General features: G+C 59.5%; 18 protein-coding genes, 1 tRNA gene and 1 pseudogene. 7 read left to right on the top strand and 13 right to left on the bottom strand.

Going from position 1 to position 17,442, the window contains the following annotated elements; translation table 11 throughout:
• Positions 1–481: 481 nt before the first annotated feature.
• Entirely contained in the window at positions 482–1,873 is a 1,392-nt protein-coding gene (gene gabP / locus ATI02_RS13875) for a GABA permease (RefSeq protein WP_095190061.1), read from the top strand.
• Positions 1,874–1,950: 77 nt separating this feature from the next.
• On the opposite strand, the gene vapC is transcribed toward gabP, so the two are convergent.
• The 5 genes from vapC to ATI02_RS13850 form a co-directional block, all read right to left on the bottom strand.
• Positions 1,951–2,358, bottom strand: coding sequence for a type II toxin-antitoxin system tRNA(fMet)-specific endonuclease VapC (gene vapC, locus ATI02_RS13870; RefSeq protein ID WP_095190062.1), 408 nt, complete (start codon positions 2,356–2,358; stop codon positions 1,951–1,953).
• Entirely contained in the window at positions 2,358–2,588 is a 231-nt protein-coding gene (vapB, locus tag ATI02_RS13865) for a type II toxin-antitoxin system VapB family antitoxin (RefSeq protein ID WP_095190063.1), read from the bottom strand. The genes vapC and vapB overlap by 1 nt, the downstream gene beginning before the upstream one ends.
• Before the next feature lie 163 nt (positions 2,589–2,751).
• Positions 2,752–3,195 (bottom strand): hypothetical protein, encoded by a 444-nt coding sequence (locus ATI02_RS13860; protein WP_095190064.1) that lies wholly within the window; start codon positions 3,193–3,195, stop codon positions 2,752–2,754.
• 6 nt (positions 3,196–3,201) lie between these two features.
• Complete coding sequence (locus ATI02_RS13855) at positions 3,202–3,615, bottom strand: hypothetical protein (protein ID WP_100846560.1); 414 nt, start codon at positions 3,613–3,615, stop codon at positions 3,202–3,204.
• Between the two features lie 28 nt (positions 3,616–3,643).
• Positions 3,644–4,594, bottom strand: a complete 951-nt coding sequence (locus ATI02_RS13850) for an alpha/beta hydrolase family protein (protein WP_100846559.1) — start codon at positions 4,592–4,594, stop codon at positions 3,644–3,646.
• Between the two features lie 309 nt (positions 4,595–4,903).
• Between ATI02_RS13850 and ATI02_RS13845 the strand changes: the two genes are divergently transcribed.
• Entirely contained in the window at positions 4,904–5,119 is a 216-nt protein-coding gene (locus ATI02_RS13845; RefSeq protein ID WP_238156160.1) for a YceK/YidQ family lipoprotein, read from the top strand.
• A 13-nt stretch (positions 5,120–5,132) separates the two neighbouring features.
• Here the strand turns inward: ATI02_RS13845 and ATI02_RS13840 are convergent, their stop codons facing one another.
• The 8 genes and pseudogenes from ATI02_RS13840 to ATI02_RS13800 form a co-directional block, all read right to left on the bottom strand.
• On the bottom strand, positions 5,133–5,480 hold the full coding sequence (locus tag ATI02_RS13840; RefSeq protein WP_095190068.1) for a hypothetical protein: 348 nt from the start codon (positions 5,478–5,480) through the stop codon (positions 5,133–5,135).
• A gap of 30 nt (positions 5,481–5,510) precedes the next feature.
• Positions 5,511–6,989, bottom strand: a complete 1,479-nt coding sequence (locus tag ATI02_RS13835) for an aminotransferase-like domain-containing protein (protein WP_100846557.1) — start codon at positions 6,987–6,989, stop codon at positions 5,511–5,513.
• A gap of 27 nt (positions 6,990–7,016) precedes the next feature.
• Positions 7,017–8,441, bottom strand: coding sequence for an L-lactate permease (locus ATI02_RS13830; RefSeq protein ID WP_100846556.1), 1,425 nt, complete (start codon positions 8,439–8,441; stop codon positions 7,017–7,019).
• Positions 8,442–8,710: 269 nt separating this feature from the next.
• Positions 8,711–8,786: transfer RNA gene (locus ATI02_RS13820), tRNA-Phe, on the bottom strand.
• A gap of 102 nt (positions 8,787–8,888) precedes the next feature.
• Positions 8,889–9,161, bottom strand: coding sequence for an oxidative damage protection protein (locus ATI02_RS13815; protein ID WP_100846554.1), 273 nt, complete (start codon positions 9,159–9,161; stop codon positions 8,889–8,891).
• Complete coding sequence (gene mutY / locus ATI02_RS13810) at positions 9,158–10,225, bottom strand: A/G-specific adenine glycosylase (RefSeq protein ID WP_100846553.1); 1,068 nt, start codon at positions 10,223–10,225, stop codon at positions 9,158–9,160. Before mutY ends, ATI02_RS13815 begins: the two co-directional genes overlap by 4 nt.
• A complete protein-coding gene (locus ATI02_RS13805) occupies positions 10,222–12,447 on the bottom strand; it encodes an AsmA family protein (protein ID WP_100846552.1) in 2,226 nt (741 codons plus the stop codon). Before ATI02_RS13805 ends, mutY begins: the two co-directional genes overlap by 4 nt.
• A gap of 78 nt (positions 12,448–12,525) precedes the next feature.
• A pseudogene (locus ATI02_RS13800) lies at positions 12,526–12,920 on the bottom strand (acetyl-CoA sensor PanZ family protein).
• A gap of 307 nt (positions 12,921–13,227) precedes the next feature.
• Here ATI02_RS13800 and ATI02_RS13795 point away from each other — a divergent pair.
• The 5 genes from ATI02_RS13795 to hisA all read left to right on the top strand — a co-directional run bounded on the left by ATI02_RS13795 (position 13,228) and on the right by hisA (position 17,435).
• Entirely contained in the window at positions 13,228–14,892 is a 1,665-nt protein-coding gene (locus tag ATI02_RS13795) for an OFA family MFS transporter (protein WP_100846551.1), read from the top strand.
• Between the two features lie 270 nt (positions 14,893–15,162).
• Positions 15,163–15,756 (top strand): imidazoleglycerol-phosphate dehydratase HisB, encoded by a 594-nt coding sequence (gene hisB / locus ATI02_RS13790; RefSeq protein ID WP_007909204.1) that lies wholly within the window; start codon positions 15,163–15,165, stop codon positions 15,754–15,756.
• Positions 15,756–16,394: an imidazole glycerol phosphate synthase subunit HisH gene (gene hisH / locus ATI02_RS13785; protein WP_025110934.1), complete on the top strand. Its 639-nt coding sequence runs from the start codon at positions 15,756–15,758 to the stop codon at positions 16,392–16,394. The genes hisB and hisH overlap by 1 nt, the downstream gene beginning before the upstream one ends.
• A complete protein-coding gene (locus ATI02_RS13780; protein WP_095190078.1) occupies positions 16,395–16,655 on the top strand; it encodes a DUF2164 domain-containing protein in 261 nt (86 codons plus the stop codon).
• 42 nt (positions 16,656–16,697) lie between these two features.
• Positions 16,698–17,435: a 1-(5-phosphoribosyl)-5-[(5-phosphoribosylamino)methylideneamino]imidazole-4-carboxamide isomerase gene (gene hisA / locus ATI02_RS13775; protein ID WP_003220753.1), complete on the top strand. Its 738-nt coding sequence runs from the start codon at positions 16,698–16,700 to the stop codon at positions 17,433–17,435.
• Positions 17,436–17,442 lie beyond the last annotated feature (7 nt).

Genomic DNA, 17,442 nt, shown 5'->3' with positions numbered 1-17,442 from the left:
GTTTCAATGGCAGCCAACAGCGCCGGGAGCGGTAAACGGATGGCATGTGACAGGTTGTCGCATCGGCGCAGCAGACTGTCGCCCCATCAACAACCGAACGGGTGTTTGATCGTGCAAACCCGAGGGTGTCGCGTAAAAAAAGGCGCGATGTTGCCAGCTTTGGCGGGGTGTTGGAAGCGCTATCCGGCCGAACGTTCCCGATTCGCCCTTTTATTGTGCATCCCACACTTTTTCAGTGTGTTTCTGGTGCGCTGATTCGTTTGAAAAGTGAGTCGCAGGGTAACGCTCTGGCGGATTGCCATTAAATCCAATGACTTGCGATGACTGTCGGGTCCCGCGCAAAGCCGCGGCACAGAAGACTTTGAAACATTTTGGCGCAAAACTTGCGTGCAGAATAAGGAACGCCCCGTTGGATTCTTTTTACGAGAAGGGAAAACCAGACGGGCCGGACGCAATCGCTTTCCTTGCAAAGGTAGTTCCGATGAGCAGTACCCCAAGCTCCAATGGCCTCGAACAGGGGCTCAAACCGCGTCATGTGACCATGTTGTCGATCGCCGGTGTTATCGGCGCCGGTCTGTTCGTTGGCTCCGGTCACGCCATCGCTGCCGCAGGCCCCGCCGTGCTGTTGGCCTACGCCGCCGCCGGTACCCTGGTGGTGCTGGTGATGCGGATGCTCGGCGAAATGGCGGTTGCTTCGCCCGACACCGGCTCGTTCTCGACTTACGCCGACCGTGCCATCGGGCACTGGGCCGGTTTCACCATCGGCTGGTTGTACTGGTGGTTCTGGGTATTGGTGATTCCGCTGGAAGCCAACGCCGCCGCAACCATTCTGCACGCCTGGTTCCCCGACGTAGGCATCTGGGCGTTTGCACTGGTCATCACCCTGCTGCTGACCGTGACCAACCTGTTCAGCGTGAAGAATTACGGCGAGTTCGAATTCTGGTTCGCGCTGATCAAAGTGCTGGCGATCATCGGCTTCATCATCCTCGGTCTGGCGGCCATCTTCGGCTACCTGCCAAACAGCCAGGTCAGCGGCGTTTCGCACCTGTTCGACAGCGGTGGCTTCCTGCCTAACGGCATGGGTGCGGTGTTGGGTGCGATCCTGACCACCATGTTCTCGTTCATGGGTACTGAAATCGTGACCATTGCGGCCGCGGAATCGAAGGACCCGGGCAAACAGATTTCCAAGGCCACCAACTCGGTGATCTGGCGGATCGGCCTGTTTTACCTCGTATCGATCTTCATCGTTGTGGCCTTGGTGCCATGGAACGATCCGACCCTGGCCAACCTCGGTTCCTACCAGACCGTGCTTGAGCGCATGGGCATCCCGAACGCCAAGATGATCGTCGACATCGTGGTGCTGGTTGCGGTAACCAGTTGCCTGAACTCGGCTCTCTACACTTCCTCGCGCATGCTGTTCTCCTTGGGCAAACGCGGTGATGCACCGGCCATGTCGACTCGGGTCAACAAAAGCGGTACGCCTTACTGGGCGGTGATGCTGTCCACCGGCGCCGCTTTCCTCTGCACATTCGCCAACTACGTGGCTCCGGCTGCAGTGTTCGAATTCCTGCTGGCCAGCTCCGGCGCCATCGCGCTGCTGGTGTACCTGGTGATCGCGTTCTCGCAACTGCGTATGCGCAAACAGCGCATGGCGCGCGGCGAGAAAATCGCCTTCAGCATGTGGCTGTTTCCGGGCCTGACCTACGCGGTGATCATCTTCATCGTCGCGGCCCTGACCATCATGCTGTTCCAGGAAGCGCACCGCGTGGAAATCCTCGCGACCGGCCTGTTGAGCCTGCTGGTAGTCGCTGCCGGCCTGCTGGTGGCACGCCGTCGCAAGCTGGAAAAACGCGGCGCGGTGGTGTTGAACTGATCCGTAACGCGTAACGCGTAACGCAAAACGGCCGCTGTCAGTGATGACGAGCGGCCGTTTTTGTTTGAGAGCTTTGTTCAGTCGGGATGAACCCAGTCCTCAATGCGTAATCCGGAAACACGTTCAAATTCCCGCACATTGTTCGTGACCACGATAAGTCCAAGTGACCGCGCGTGGCCTGCGATCATTTGGTCGTACGGCCCAATGGGTGTTCCCGCTTTCGCAAGTTCAGATCGAATCATCCCGGTCTGTGCTGCTGCGTCATTATCGAAAGGCAAGATTTCCAATCGCGCAACGAATCCTTCGACAACCGCTAGATTCTTTTCTGGGGCCGCGGACTTTTCAGCACCGTAAATAAGCTCCATGAGCGTGATAGCGCTGATGCACAATTGCCCGGAATGTCGATTGAAAGCTTCCCGGACAATTTGTGGTTTGTTTTTAATGGTGAAGATGCAGATGTTGGTATCCAGCATGTATTTGATCATCAGAACGACTCGCGCTCCTGATCAGCGGGTTGACCACGGTCAGCCATGAAATCAGATGTAACGTTGTCGCCATCGAACCAGCTGTCCCAGCTTTCGCCCGCGGGCGTGATGACGCGAGTTCTACCAATGGCGATTACTTCTACGCGTTTGACATCGCCGGGCATCGCGACTGCCTTGGGAAGTCGAACAGCCTGGCTTCTATTGCTCATGAAAATTGTGGTTTGTTCCATATGCGTCCTCCAGGGGCTACGCCTGTGCTGGACCAAAGGATAGGTTGAGACTGGGATATGTCAATGGGATATACCTAACCCTCAGACGAAGGGTTATCCAATCTCCATACAAAACGGCCGCTGTCAGTGATGACGAGCGGCCGTTTTTGTTTGAGAGCGATGGTTACTCGCTCTTCTCTTCCTGCGACTTGCCGTAAGTATCCAGCGCAATCCCGAAATCGGTGATGAACTGCGGTTCGCTCAGCCAGGCCTGGGCGGTTTCGATGTCCATGCCGTCGGCCCACATGCGGTAGTCGATCAGCATGTCGGCGGCCAGGTGGGTGGCGGCCATGCCTTCGTTTTCGGCGTTTTCCATGTCCAGCAACTCAGGATGGTCAACGATGATGAACGCCAGTTCACGCAGCAGGGTCAGCAGCATCTCGTTGCGGCTGACAGCTTCGGCGTCGCGCATTTTGCTGAACATCGCCAAGGTGTATTCCGGGATCGGCTCGGCGAGGTGGCCGAGGTCTTCGTCCTGGTCCAGCGGCTTACGGCCGACCATACGGATTTGCTTGGCTTTGGCCTTGGCGCGTTTGGCGCGTTTCTGTTGTTTGTTCAGGGATGCCATGGGAACTCAGTTCTTCTGTTGGGTTTGTGCAGCGATCGCGTCGGACGCTGCCACATAGTCAGCCTGGAAGGCCGGGGATTCGATCCACGCCAGCGCGCCGGCCTCGTCGGTTTCCTGCGACCACTGGCGATACTCGATCAGCGCAGCGAGGATGAAATCCATTGCGCCTTCTTCGCCTTCCTGCTCGTAGACCAGTTCCAGCAGCGGGTCTTCGAGGAATGCGGTGCACATCGCTTGCTGGCTGACCTTCTCGGCGTCGATCATTTTCTTGAACAGTTCAGTCAGGTCCACCGACTCGAAGTCGATACGGTCGTCGTTCGGGTCCAGCTCGACCGGCGCCTCGGCGCGTTTGCTGCGGTTCTGCTTGGCCTTGGTTTTAGCCCGGGCGGCGCGTTTTTGCTGCTTGTTGGCGGAGGCCATGGTGTGTTCCGTCGTGCGTTGAAAGGGTTCAGCTGCGTGGCACTGGCCACCCGGGTGTATCGGGGGCCAGTGCGCCGGTTTGCAGCCAGGTCAGAGCGATAGGCCATAGTGTGGCTTGGTATGCGCTGCGAAAAAAGGCGAAATGTCCGACTTGTTGTTCGCCGATGTCCTGCGGCTCGATGCGCAGGTGAGTTTTTGCAGCGTTTTCGAAGTAACCGAGCAGGCGTTCGATGGCCGGGATGGTGCCGTAAGGGTCGTCGCTGATGCTGATGGCCAGGGTTTTTGCGCGGACGTTGGCGAAGGGCAGGCGGCCCGTTTTCGCCAGCATCGCCCGGCCGCTTGGACGTCGTTCATAGCGCGGGGCAGGCGTGCTCCAGTCGCGCACGACACCCGCCGGCGTGTCTTCCAGCCAGCCGAGGCGTTTACCGGGGAAGTAGCCGAAGACCCGCGTCAGCAACGGCATCAGTACATGCCATTTGCCGAACATGCGCCAGCGCTGTTCAGGGGCGTAATCGCGCCAGTAGGCGAACTGCGCGCCGACGGTGACCAGCCGTCGGATGATCTGTCCGGATTCACCGAGGCCTGCCGCGCAGCCACCAAAACTATGCCCGACCACATCGATGGGCTGTCCGGGAAATTCCCGCTGCGCGCGCCGGAGCATCGCCTCGAAGTCCAGCGCGCCCCAATCGGTCCATGAGGCGTTGAGGCCTTTGATTGAGCCGGGGCGCGACTCACTGATGCCACGGTAATCGTAGGTGATGACGTCGAAGCCATTGGCGAACAGATAGGCTGCGAAACGCGAGTAGTGACGGCAGCGCACCGAAGTGGCGGCATTGATGATCACCACCGGGCGCTGGTTGTCGGGCAGGGCCTGACGCCAGGTGAAACCTCCGAGTACAAAACCGTCGGCGGCTGTTTCCTTGAAGGATTGACTGACCGTTGCTGTATCGCGCGAACACGCTGTGCTGCATGAGCTCATGAGAACCGGGCCTTGGCGGAATCCAACCGAGAATGAACTTCAACGTGGTGATAGTGCAATGAATGGGGCGCACTGCGGTCCAGGTTTAGATTAATTGCATCTCGGGAATCTGTGACGCGGTGCGTCACGAATCGATCGCCTCGTTAAGGCGCAACCCACTTCGCGACCATAGCGATTAGTGGCGAAGGATCGACGCGAGTACAATCGCGCGCCTCATATTGGGATGGCAAAGGAAGTACGGCTTTGAAAGGGATTTTGCGTTTCGGCTCGGTAATATGCCTGTTTTTGATGATGGCCGGTTGTGGGACCATGATTGGTCGCTTGAACGGCGCCTCTGAAGAGCCTTACTACAAAGGCGTCGATGGCAACCTGCACTTGCTCGGCGTGAGAGGAGGAGACGGTATGGCAGAGGCTGTGATCTGTTACATCATGATCGTGTGTCCGTTGATCACTGTTGTGTCCCTTCCGGTAGATGCTGCGCTGGACACGGTCTTGCTGCCAGTCGACTACGTCAACACCCTCTGAGGGCGATCCTCGCTTATCGCCGAGTGCGCTTGCCTTTCGGCTTCTTCACAGGCTCCTGCACTTTGCGATAAATCCACAATCCGAACACCCCGATAAACAGCAGGAGCGCGGTGCCTAAGCTTTGCGACACGAACTCGATCCAGAACCGCCGGGGTTGCAGGGCCAGGGTATAGGTGTCTTTCGGGCCGCGATTGGTTGTGGTGATGGAACCGCTGGTCCAGCTGTCGAACAGCATCCAGATGGATGCGCCGATAGCGAAGGTAATCAGAACGCCAACGAGTACGGTCAGCCAGAAGGTCGCCCGGCTTTGGCGATACGGCGGCGGATGGGGCAGGGGGATGCGGGTTCTTTTCTGGTTCATCAGATGGCTCTGCGAAAGTCCTCTTCGCGGTCAGGAAACCGCTGTTTCTTGATGTTGTTCAGTCAGCATCTGCCACGCGTCTGATGATCGCCCGGCGAGGTGCGCGCACTCGGCAATCACCTTCAGAATTGCGATCACATCCGATGTCAGCGCTGTGCCAAGACAGATGCGCACGCCCGTGGTTGCATGCCCGTCGGCAAAAAAAATCCCGCTCCCGGCCACGTAACAACCGCGCTCGCTGGCCAACCGATCCAGCGCCAACATGTCCGTGTGTGCTGGCAACTCGATCCAGTGAATGAACCCCCCGCGAGGTGGCACATACACGGTCCCCGCAGGGAAATTCGTGCGTACCAGCGCTTCGACAAAGCTCGCATGCGAAGACAGTTGCGACCTGAGCCTGGCGCAGTGCTCTTCCATGTATCCGCGCCCGATAAATTCGTTGAGAACATTTTGTGCAAGGCTGGACACCGCCAGGTTGCGCGAAAATATCTGCGCCAGAATGGCATTGCGGTACTTGCCAGCCAGACACCAGCCAACGCGATAGCCGGGCGCGATGGTCTTGGAGAATGACGAGCAGTAAATCGTCTGCCCGCTGCTGTCGTAGCTCTTGATCGCGCGCGGGCGTTCGCCTTCCGGTACCAGGTCGAAGAAGATGTCGTCCTCGATGATCGGCACGTCTGCTTCGCGGGCGATCTGCGAAAGTCGTGCGCGGGTTTCATCGGGCATGATGAAACCACGAGGATTCTGCAGGGTTGGATTGAGAAAGATCACCGAGACCTTTTTCAGCTTCAACGCTTCTTCGAGATGATCGACGTCAAGGCCGAGTTTGCCGTGCGTGCGGATGGGCAAGGCGCGCATGCCCAGGCGTTCGATGGTCTGCAGAATGCCGTAATAGGTCGGGGTTTCGATGGCGACCGTAGCGCCTTTCGAGGCGACGGCTTCGAGGGCCAGTTCCAGGGCACTGGTGTCGCCCGACGTCACCAGAATATCGTCCGGCCCGCAGACCACACCGCGGGTCAGCATCAGCCCGGCGATGCGTCGTCGCAGCGCTGGCAGACCGGGTGGCGCGACCAGTCCGGTCAGCGAGTTGTCAGCTTTGCCGGCCGGCGCCGAAAGGCACTTGTTGAGGAGCACATCGGGTGTGAGGTCGCTGTGCAGCACCGCTGAATTCAACGAAGCAGTCGTGCGCGAGGCGGCTTGGGAGAGCATCGCGACCACTGCATGATTGACGTTGACCGTGACACTGGAGAAATCAAACCCACTGGCAGGTTTTGCCTGCCCTGAGGCTGAAACGAAGTAGCCGACGCGCGGTTTGGTCGAAATATAGGCATCGGCTTCCAGATCAGCCAACGCGCGCTGAACGGTGGTGATGCTGGTTTCAAACATTCGCGCCAGGGTGCGGATCGAGGGCAGCTTTGCTTCGGCTGCCCACTCACCGCTGTCGATCTGACGAATAATCCAGTCCTTGACTATCTGCCAGCGCTTGTCCGGCAAATCAAACCTGTCCATAAGTTCTCTGTTGTGTCTCGAAACAATTCAGAGAAAGTAGAGTAAAACGCCCCCCGTTGCAGCAACTATGACGATGTTGAGCGCAACCAGGCCGAAGGCGAATCGGATCAGATTGTGCTCTTCATGCCGGTTGGCGCCGGCCAGCCCGGTGATCAGCGACAGAATTGACAGCGACCCCAGCGCGCCATGCCCGGCGGCACTGTTGACCATCGCGGCCAGCCACGCGCCGTGCTCACTGGTCAGAGCGGCGATGGACGGCATGACGAGGGTGTTGCCGCCGACGTTGGAGCCAGTGACATAACCGGCAATCCCTGCCAGCAACGCGATGGTCGGCGCCAGGGAAATCCCTGACAACGATTGCAGCGTGCGTTGCGCCTCGACCAGGAAGCCGGCATTGACCATCACCTGTGAGAGCAACAAAAACAGGAAAATCGTCGAGACCGGAAATTTCGCCCGGTTGAACAGCGCGCGCCACGGGAAGCCCGCCGCAGCGCTTTGCCGAATCGCCATCCACAAGGCGACGATCATCAATGCCAGCCCAGGGGACGCCAATGGCTTCCATGAAACGTGTTCGCCTTTGACGATCCACAGCGCATCCCAACCCGATAGAACAAACAATCCTCGCGACGCAACGATCACCCCCAGCAAGGCCAGATAGGGCCACGCCGCGTTCGGCCAGTGCACCCGTTTTCTGCGTTGCGCGAACGAGATGCCCAAGCCAACGCAGGCCACGGCCAGACCGGCCAGCACACCGGAGACTTCCGGCCCGATCCACAGATTGATCGAAAACAGCACCGCGACAAACAGCGTCGTCACCCCGATCAGCCCCAGCCACGGCGATACGCTGCGGATGCCGCCCTGCCACATGGCAATCGCGGCCAGGCAGAGGAACACCGGCGCACTGATCAGCGCCGAATGACTGCCGAGGGTTGCCGCCGGCAAGTGCGCTAGCAGCGCGCCGATCACCGTCGCCAGCCCCAGCGTGCCCCACGGCATGATGACCATCCCGGCGAGCGCGATTTTCATCCCCGACTGTCGCGTGAACAGGCCCATCAACAGCGGCACCGTGGCGATCAGCGAGACGCCGAAACCCGTCATCGCTTCAAGCAACGGCGCCAGCCCCAGTACGATGAAGATGATCTGCGCCGGCGGTGTCCAGCCGAGCTCTTTGACCCAGGCGCCGATAGCCTGAGGCGCACCACCGCGCTCGACCAGAATGACAAAGGCCAGCCCCGGTACGATCACGCAAGCGGTGCTGAGGAACAGAATCGTGGTGTCCTGAAAGATTGCAGAAGTGATCGCGACGGATACGGCCCCTGCAGCGCCTGACAGCCACAGTACGAGCACCAGTGCCACGCCCGCCAGCGCGGCTTGTACCGGTGGGCGGCGGGCGACCAGAATTAATGCGATGACCAGAACGATGGGGGACATTTGCAACAAGAGAGCGCTCATGCACAGGTTTCCAGAAAACAGGTAATGCGCTCTGACGACTTGAACGGTCCAGAGTGTTTGCGGGGCGCGAGGTATGGCCAGGCACGGGATCGCCAAGGCTTGGAGAAATACTGGCGAGTTTTTCTGTGCGGGGAGAGATACAGATTTCGGGTTTTTTCCAATACACCCGGGGGGAGGGATGAATACCGAGAGAAGCAGGGCGAGGAGGAGGGGATCAAATCGCAGGCATAAAAAAACCCTGAATCTTGCGATTCAGGGTTTTCGGTATTTGGTGCCCAGAGACGGAATCGAACCGCCGACACGGGGATTTTCAATCCCCTGCTCTACCGACTGAGCTATCTGGGCAACGGGGCGCATTAAAAGGGTTTTTCGGATTCTCGTCAACGACTTTTTTAAAATTTCTTAAATTAATTCCGTCGCTTACGATCCGACCCCCGATTTTACGGGTTACTCCGCAGGCGGAACGTAGCCTTCGGCCTGAGCGTATTCCTCGCCCGAGAAGTACTTGTCCATTTCGCCCTGCAGAAATTTGCGATCTTCGGCGTTCATCATGTTCAGGCGTTTTTCGTTGATCAGCAAGGTCTGGTGTTTTTGCCAGTCGGCCCAGGCCTTGGCCGAGACGTGGTCAAAAATATCCTGACCCTTTGCGCCCGGGAAAGGAGCGCGCTCAAGGGCGGGCAGTTCTTCGTGGTACTTGCGGCACATTACGGTGCGGGTCATGTCGACTCTCCTGCATTCAAGACGGCGGCCGCGCGTTCGAGCAAGGTTTTGACCGGGGCGGCGAGGCCCAGGCGCGGCGGGGTGGCGAGGTTATACCAGAGCCAGTCGGCCTCGGCCACGTGATGGCTGGCCTCCTGTACCTGAACCAGCCAGGGTTCGATGGACAGCTGGAAATGGCTGAACGTGTGCACGAGGCTCGGTAGTGCCTGTTGCTCGCCCAGTTCCAGCGAGTGCTGTGCGGCGAGATGTTGCAGGTCATCGAGGTCGTCGAGTTCCGGCAAGCTCCACAAGCCGCCCCACAGGCCGCTGGACGGGCGGCGATAAAGCAGAATCGCGCCGTCGCCATTGGCGAGCATCGGCATCAGCGTGCGCTTCTGCGGAATGGCTTTGCGTGGCTTGGGGATCGGGTAGCGCGTTTCCAGGCCAAGCATGTGCGCCTCGCAGCCACGTTCCAGCGGACACAGCAGGCAACTCGGCTTGCTGCGCGTGCACAGCGTCGCGCCGAGATCCATCATCGCCTGGGTGTAGGCGTTGACCCGATCGTGCGGCGTAAAGCGCTCAGCGTTGGCCCAGAGCTGTTTGGCGACCTTTGGTTCGCCTGGGTAGCCCTCTTGCGCGGTAAAGCGCGCCAGCACGCGTTTGACGTTGCCGTCGAGGATCGGCGCGCGCAGGCCCATGCTGATACTGGCGATGGCGCCAGCGGTGGACAGGCCGATGCCCGGCAGGTCCGTGAGCTTTTCGACGTCGCGCGGAAACTCGCCGCCGTACTGGCTGACGACGATTTTCGCGGTCTTCTGCAAATTGCGCGCGCGGGTGTAGTAACCCAGGCCCGTCCACAGGTGCAGCACTTCGTCCTCCGGCGCTTCGGCCAGTGCTTCGACGGTCGGCAGCGCAGCCATGAACCGATCGAAGTAATTGAGCACGGTGCTGACCTGAGTCTGCTGCAACATGATCTCCGACACCCAAACCCGATACGGGTTGATGCCTTGCTGCCATGGCAAATCGTGGCGGCCGTGGCGGTCGAACCAATCGAGCACCGCCTCTGAAAACTGCTCCGCTCTCATCGCTTGAACAGCCCCTTCAATGCGTTCTTCAATTCCGGGCTGACCTTGTCGCCGAGTTTCTCGTTGATCTTCTCGCTGAGCTTGTCGCCCGCCAGTTTGGTCGCGACCTGGCCGAGGCGGTCGTTGTCCACGCGGCAGGCCTTGGCGCCCAGTTCCAGCGGCCCACGGCAGCGCAGCGGCCACTCAATGCCGACGAACTTGTCGCCGACCTGACAGGCCGGATCCGGCATGGCGCTGGTGTCGCCTTCGACGATGATGCCGACGCGGTAATCCATGCCCAGCACGCGCAGATCGATATCGCCGTCACCGTTGACGGTCATGCCCGGAATGCGCACTTTCAGATCCGGGTTGCTGGCGATGCCGTTGCGCAAGGTCAGGTTGCCCTTGAGTTCCTGGAATGGCGTGTCCTTGCCTCGTGGCTCGCCGCTGAGGGTTTTGCGGTTGAGCGTGGCGATGCCTTTGCACAGTTGCTGTTCAAGGTTGGCGTTGAGCAGCACGCCGTTGTTGATCACGAAACTGGCGTTGCCGTTAAGCGTATCGATCAGCGCCTGCTGGCTGTTGCCGCTGCCGGTGATATTGCTGGTGAGGGTCACCAGACCTTTGACGGGCGGGTTCTTGCCTTGGCTTTCGATGATTTTTTCTACAGGCACGCGATTGAGCTTGGTCTGCAGGTTCAGCACTGGCGCGCTCGGGCGTACATCTAGGGTGCCATTGGCGGCGAAACCGCCGTTGTACAGCTCGCCGCTCAGGTTGGTCAGGGTCAGCAAGCCGCTTTGGCCGGTGGCTTTCAGTGCGGCGTTCTGGATCGGCAACTTGTCGATGGTCAGTTGGCCAAAAGTCAGGTCGGCGTCGACGTCGAGTTTGGCCAGACGCTCAACCGGTAGCAGGCGCTCGGTGCTCCAGGCGGTTTTGCTCGGTTTGTCCGGCAGCGGCGTGGAGCCGGCACCGGCCATGGCATCGGCTTCGGTGCTGGCGACTTCGGCCTGACGCACTTGCGTGGCGCTGTTGGCTTGTGCCGATTTCGGCGGCAGGTAGCGGTCAGCGTTGAACGTATCGGCCTTGAGAATTGCCCGCAGCGATTGTTTGGCGAAGTCTTCGACGGCGATGCGGCCGCTGAAGCTGCTGTCGTCGAGTTTCAGGTTGATGTTGTCGAAGGCGACGCTGGTCGGCGTCGCGGCAACGCGGCTGACCAACTCGACTTTGCTCAGGCTGCCTTCGGCCATGGCCGGTAACTTTTGGCCGATGCTGTCGATGAATTTCGCCAGATCGAACTGGGCGATCGAGATGCCGCCGCTGATTTGCGGGGTCTTATCCAGATCGTTGGCTTTCAGTTCGCCGAGGGCGCGCAACTGGTTGGCGGAAATCTTTATCCCGGTCCATTCGGCGACGTTCGCCGCTTTATCCAGTAGCATCTGCCCTTGGGCGGAGAAGGTCATGGACTTGCCTTGCAGCGGGTCGCCGGTCAATTCGCCGGACAGCTTCAGGTCTTCGAACTTGTAGCGTTGCAGGGCGCGTTCGATGCGTAACTCGCCATTGAGCTCGGTGCGTACCCGCAGCACAGGCTGATTGGTGCTGAGAAATGCGGTGGCTTTCAGCGGGATATTGGTCGAATCGTGTACCGCGCCGGTGCTCAACTGGATGCTTTCAGCGCTCAATTGCTTGCCGGTCTGCTCGTCGTTGTACTGCACGCGGGCGTTGTTGACGGTCAGGCTGTCGATGTCGAGGCGGATCGGCTGCGGCGGTTTTTCCGCCTGGGCGGTGGCCTCGGCAGCGGGTTCGCTGGCAGGCGGCGGGCTGCCGGCAGGGGTGGCAGGCGTCGGCAATTTGCCGATGTCTTCCCAGTTGCCATGGCCGTTCTTGTCGCGGGTCAGGCGCAGGTTCAGGCCTTCGACGCGCACGTCGCTCATCTGTACTTCGCGGCGCAGCAGTGGCAGTACGCGCACGGAAAGGCCGAGCATCTGCAAGTCGGCGAACGGTTCGGCGGGTTTGATCAGGGTCGCGACGCTGGCCTCGTGCAACTCCAGGCCGAGCCAGGGGAACAGGCTCCAGCCGATGTCGCCATTGAGCGTCAGCTCGATGTGGGCCTTGTCGCGGGCTATCTGGCGGATCTCGTCTTTGTAATCGTTGGGATCGAAGAGGTGGGTCAGGGCAAAGCCTGCCGCCACAATGATCAGCAACAGCCCGAGAAGTACCAGACCCAGGATTTTGCCGAACGCTTTCATGGGCGAGTCCTTGTAGTTAGTCGAATTCGTAATTTAGCCGGGGAGTATAGCGCTGCAACGGCCCGGTTCGGGGTGAAGTCATGTTGCCAGTGCCTCCAGCGGCACGTGCAACTTCGCGGCGATTGCCCGGGCTGCAAGGTGCCCGGCAGGCGCAGTTTGGCCCCCGCTTGCGACGCCATTTTCTGCGCTTGGTTCACCAATCGCTCCGCGACCCCACGGCGCCGGGTAACTTTTCGCACGCATAAATGGGACAAATACCAAACGTCGTCGTGCCTTTGCAGACGGCCGGCACCGAGCAAGCGGTCGTTGAAGCGTCCGGCGATCAATGCACTATCGGCCAAGGCACTTTCAATCAGGTCGGCCCCTCCGGAAAACGGCGCGTACAACCATTGCGGCGCATCGAGGTAGATCTTTTGCAGATCCTGCTGATCCTGATAGCTGGCGTCTTCAAGCATCTGAACGATAACTGGCATGGATTTTCCCGTGTGCGAGGCCCTGTGTAGGAGCTGCCGAAGGCTGCGATCTTTTTCAAAATCAGGATCAAAAGATCGCAGCGTTCCGCAGCTCCTACAGGGGAGGAGATCAGATGATGCAAAAAAGGTGATATCAGTTTGGTTTTTCTGTCACGTGCAAATGGTAACCTTCGCCGGTTCGTCCGTCCTTCTGCGACTTAACGTCGCGCCTTCAAGGAGCTTCACCCCAAAAAAGGTCATGCCTGCGTGCATAAGGCCGGGGGTGAACAGTGGCTGGCGAACCATACTAATAATTGGGGGATACACAATGAGCACGAGCATCACGGCGGACGGCCTTCGCGCCGACCAGCCCGCGTTCCTGTCCAAGGAACGCATCATCGCCAAGCCCGGTTTCAACCGCTGGCTGGTGCCACCGGCCGCTCTGGCCATCCACTTGTGCATTGGCATGGCCTACGGTTTCTCGGTGTTCTGGTTGCCGCTGTCCAAGGCGTTGGGCGTCACCGCTCCGGTGGCTTGCGCACCGGACATGAGCTTCATCGCACAGGTTTTCTCTTCGCAATGCGACTGGCCGATCTCGATGCTCGGCTGGATCTACACCCTGTTTTTCATCTTCCTTGGCTGCTCGGCGGCCATCTGGGGCGGCTGGCTTGAGCACGCAGGGCCACGCAAGGCTGGCGTTGTGTCGGCATTGTGCTGGTGCGGCGGTCTGCTGATCTCGGCGCTGGGTATCTATACCCACCAGATCTGGCTGATGTGGATCGGCTCCGGCGTGATCGGTGGTATCGGTCTGGGCCTGGGTTACATCTCGCCGGTGTCGACGCTGATCAAGTGGTTCCCGGACAAGCGCGGCATGGCCACCGGCATGGCGATCATGGGCTTTGGTGGCGGCGCGATGGTCGGTGCGCCTCTAGCGACCGCGCTGATGAGCCACTTCGCCTCGCCTGAAGGTGTTGGTGTGTGGCAAAGCTTCGTGGCCATGGCTGCGATTTACTTTGTGTTCATGATCGGTGGCGCCTTGGCCTACCGCGTGCCGCCAACCGGCTGGAAGCCTGAAGGCTGGACTGCGCCGGCGAAAAAAGCCTCGAACTCGATGATCACCCACCGTCACGTACACGTGAATGTGGCGTGGAAAACCCCGCAATTCCGTCTGGTGTGGCTGGTGCTGTGCCTGAACGTATCGGCAGGTATCGGCATCCTCGGCATGGCTTCGCCACTGCTGCAGGAAGTGTTCGGCGGCAAATTGCTCGGTGTTGATGTGCCGTTCGGTCAACTGGATGCCGGGCAACTGGCTTCGATTGCCGCGATTGCTGCCGGTTTCACCGGTCTGCTGAGCCTGTTCAACATTGGCGGGCGGTTCTTCTGGGCGTCGTTCTCTGACTACTTGGGGCGTAAAAACACCTACTTCGTGTTCTTTGCGCTGGGTTTTGCCCTGTACGCGCTGATTCCGAACATGGGGCACTTGGGTAACGTTGCGCTGTTCGTGGCGGCGTTCTGCATCATTCTGTCGATGTACGGCGGCGGTTTTGCCACCGTTCCGGCGTATCTGGCCGACCTGTTCGGCACGCAGATGGTTGGCGCGATCCACGGTCGTCTGCTGACTGCCTGGGCTGCGGCCGGCGTGCTCGGTCCGGTGCTGGTGAACTACCTGCGTGAGTATCAGTTGAGCATCGGTGTTGAACGCGCTGCCGCGTACGACATCACCCTGTACATCCTTGCCGGTTTGCTGGTGTTGGGCTTCCTGTGCAACCTGCTGGTGCGTCCGGTGGCCGACAAGTACTTCATGACCGATGCTGAACTGGCCGCTGAACAGGCGCTGGGTCACGACAAAGGTGCTGATGCGAACACCGTTCTGGAGTGGAAAGCTGCACCGGGCAGCAAGCCATTGGCGATCGCTGCGTGGCTGGCGGTGGGTATTCCGTTGGCGTGGGGTGTGTGGGTGACCCTGCAGAAGACGGCGGTATTGTTTCACTAAGTAAACGGTAAACGCAGTACCCCTGTGGGAGCGAGCCTGCTCGCGAAGACGGAGTGTCAGTCGACATCAGTGTTGGCTGATATACCGCTTTCGCGAGCAGGCTCGCTCCCACATTTGTTTTTAGGGTGTCCGAAACGAGTTGTATGGACATGTCTACCCGCGACAGCCGGGGGTTCTATCCGTCTGCCATATCACGTCTCGTGTTTCTGTTTCGGCCCCGCGCCCCTATAATGGCTGCCTTTTTCGCCCAATGATTTTGCGGAGCTGGTGATGGCCGAACGTAAGGCGTCTGTCGAGCGCGACACTCTGGAAACCCAGATCAAAGCCTCGATCAACCTTGATGGCACCGGAAAGGCCCGATTCGATATCGGTGTTCCTTTTCTTGAGCACATGCTGGATCAGATCGCCCGTCACGGGTTGATCGACCTGGATATTGAATGCAAGGGCGATCTGCATATCGACGACCACCATACGGTGGAAGACGTCGGTATCACCCTCGGCCAGGCGTTTGCCAAAGCCATCGGCGACAAAAAAGGCATCCGTCGCTACGGTCACGCCTACGTGCCGCTCGATGAAGCGCTGTCGCGTGTGGTGATCGACTTCTCCGGCCGTCCAGGCTTGCAGATGCACGTGCCGTACACCCGCGCCACCGTTGGCGGCTTCGACGTTGATCTGTTCCAGGAGTTCTTCCAGGGCTTCGTCAACCACGCGCTGGTCAGCCTGCACATCGACAATCTGCGCGGCACCAATACTCACCACCAGATCGAAACCGTGTTCAAGGCTTTCGGCCGCGCATTGCGCATGGCTGTTGAGCTGGACGAGCGCATGGCCGGGCAAATGCCATCGACCAAAGGCGTTCTGTAATGCAGACGGTTGCAGTTATCGATTACGGCATGGGCAACCTGCACTCGGTGGCCAAGGCCCTCGAGCACGTGGGTGCCGGCAAAGTGCTGATCACCAGCGATGCGGACGTGATCCGCGAAGCTGACCGCGTGGTCTTCCCCGGCGTCGGTGCGATTCGCGATTGCATGGCAGAGATCCGTCGCCTCGGTTTCGACTCGCTGGTGCGTGAAGTCAGCCAGGACCGTCCGTTCCTCGGCATCTGTGTCGGCATGCAAGCCTTGCTCGATACCAGTGAAGAAAACGACGGCGTCGACTGCATCGGCCTGTTCCCGGGCGCGGTGAAGTTCTTCGGCAAAGATCTGCACGAAGACGGCGAACACCTGAAAGTGCCGCACATGGGCTGGAACGAAGTGAAGCAGAAAGTCAGCCACCCGCTGTGGCACGACATTCCGGACATGGCGCGTTTCTACTTTGTGCACAGCTACTACATCGCCGCTGCCAACGCGCGGCAGGTGGTGGGCGGCGGTCACTACGGTGTCGATTTTGCTGCAGCACTGGCCGATGGCTCGCGCTTCGCCGTGCAGTTTCACCCGGAGAAGAGTCATACCCATGGCCTGCAATTGCTGCAGAACTTCGCCGCGTGGGACGGTCGCTGGTAAATGGCCGCCAAGAAATCCAAGCCGCCGATCCTGACCCTCACTCCCGAACAGGAGAGCGAGGCCAATCACAAGATCAAACGCTTCATGGAGGATCGCTTCGAACTTGACCTGGGGTCATTCGAAGCGGCCGAGATTCTTGAGTTGTTTACCCGCGAAATTGCTCCGCACTATTACAACAGGGCGATTTTCGATGTGCAGACCCACCTCAAAGAGCGGTTTGAAAGCATCGAAAGCGACCTGTGGGCGCTCGAGAAAAACTGATTTTCGAGCCAAGCTGAACATTCGAATTTGAAGGTTTGCCAGATGCTGATTATTCCCGCTATCGATCTTAAAGACGGTGCCTGCGTACGTCTGCGCCAAGGCCGCATGGAAGATTCCACAGTGTTCTCCGATGACCCGGTGAGCATGGCTGCCAAGTGGGTGGAGGGCGGTTGCCGTCGTCTGCATCTGGTCGATCTGAACGGCGCATTCGAAGGCCAACCGGTCAACGGCGAAGTGGTCACCGCCATCGCCAAGCGTTACCCGACCCTGCCGATCCAGATCGGCGGCGGCATTCGCTCGCTGGAAACCATCGAGCACTACGTCAAGGCGGGCGTGAGCTACGTGATCATCGGCACCAAAGCGGTGAAAGATCCGGCGTTCGTCGCTGAAGCGTGCCGCGCGTTCCCGGGCAAAATCATCGTTGGCCTCGACGCCAAGGACGGTTTCGTCGCTACCGACGGCTGGGCTGAAATCAGCACCGTGCAAGTCATCGATCTGGCCAAGCAGTTCGAAGCCGACGGCGTGTCGTCGATCGTTTATACCGACATCGCCAAAGACGGCATGATGCAGGGCTGCAACGTGCCGTTCACCGCCGCGCTGGCCGCTGCCACCAAGATCCCGGTGATCGCTTCCGGCGGCATCCACAATCTGGGTGACATCAAGTCGCTGCTCGACGCCAAGGCGCCGGGCATCATCGGCGCAATCACCGGCCGGGCGATCTACGAAGGCACCCTCGACGTCGCTGAAGCGCAAGCTTTCTGCGATTCGTACCAAGGCTGAGGACTGA

This window comes from Pseudomonas baetica (assembly GCF_002813455.1).
GTDB lineage: Bacteria > Pseudomonadota > Gammaproteobacteria > Pseudomonadales > Pseudomonadaceae > Aquipseudomonas > Aquipseudomonas baetica.
This window is presented reverse-complemented; position numbering and strand designations above follow the sequence as displayed.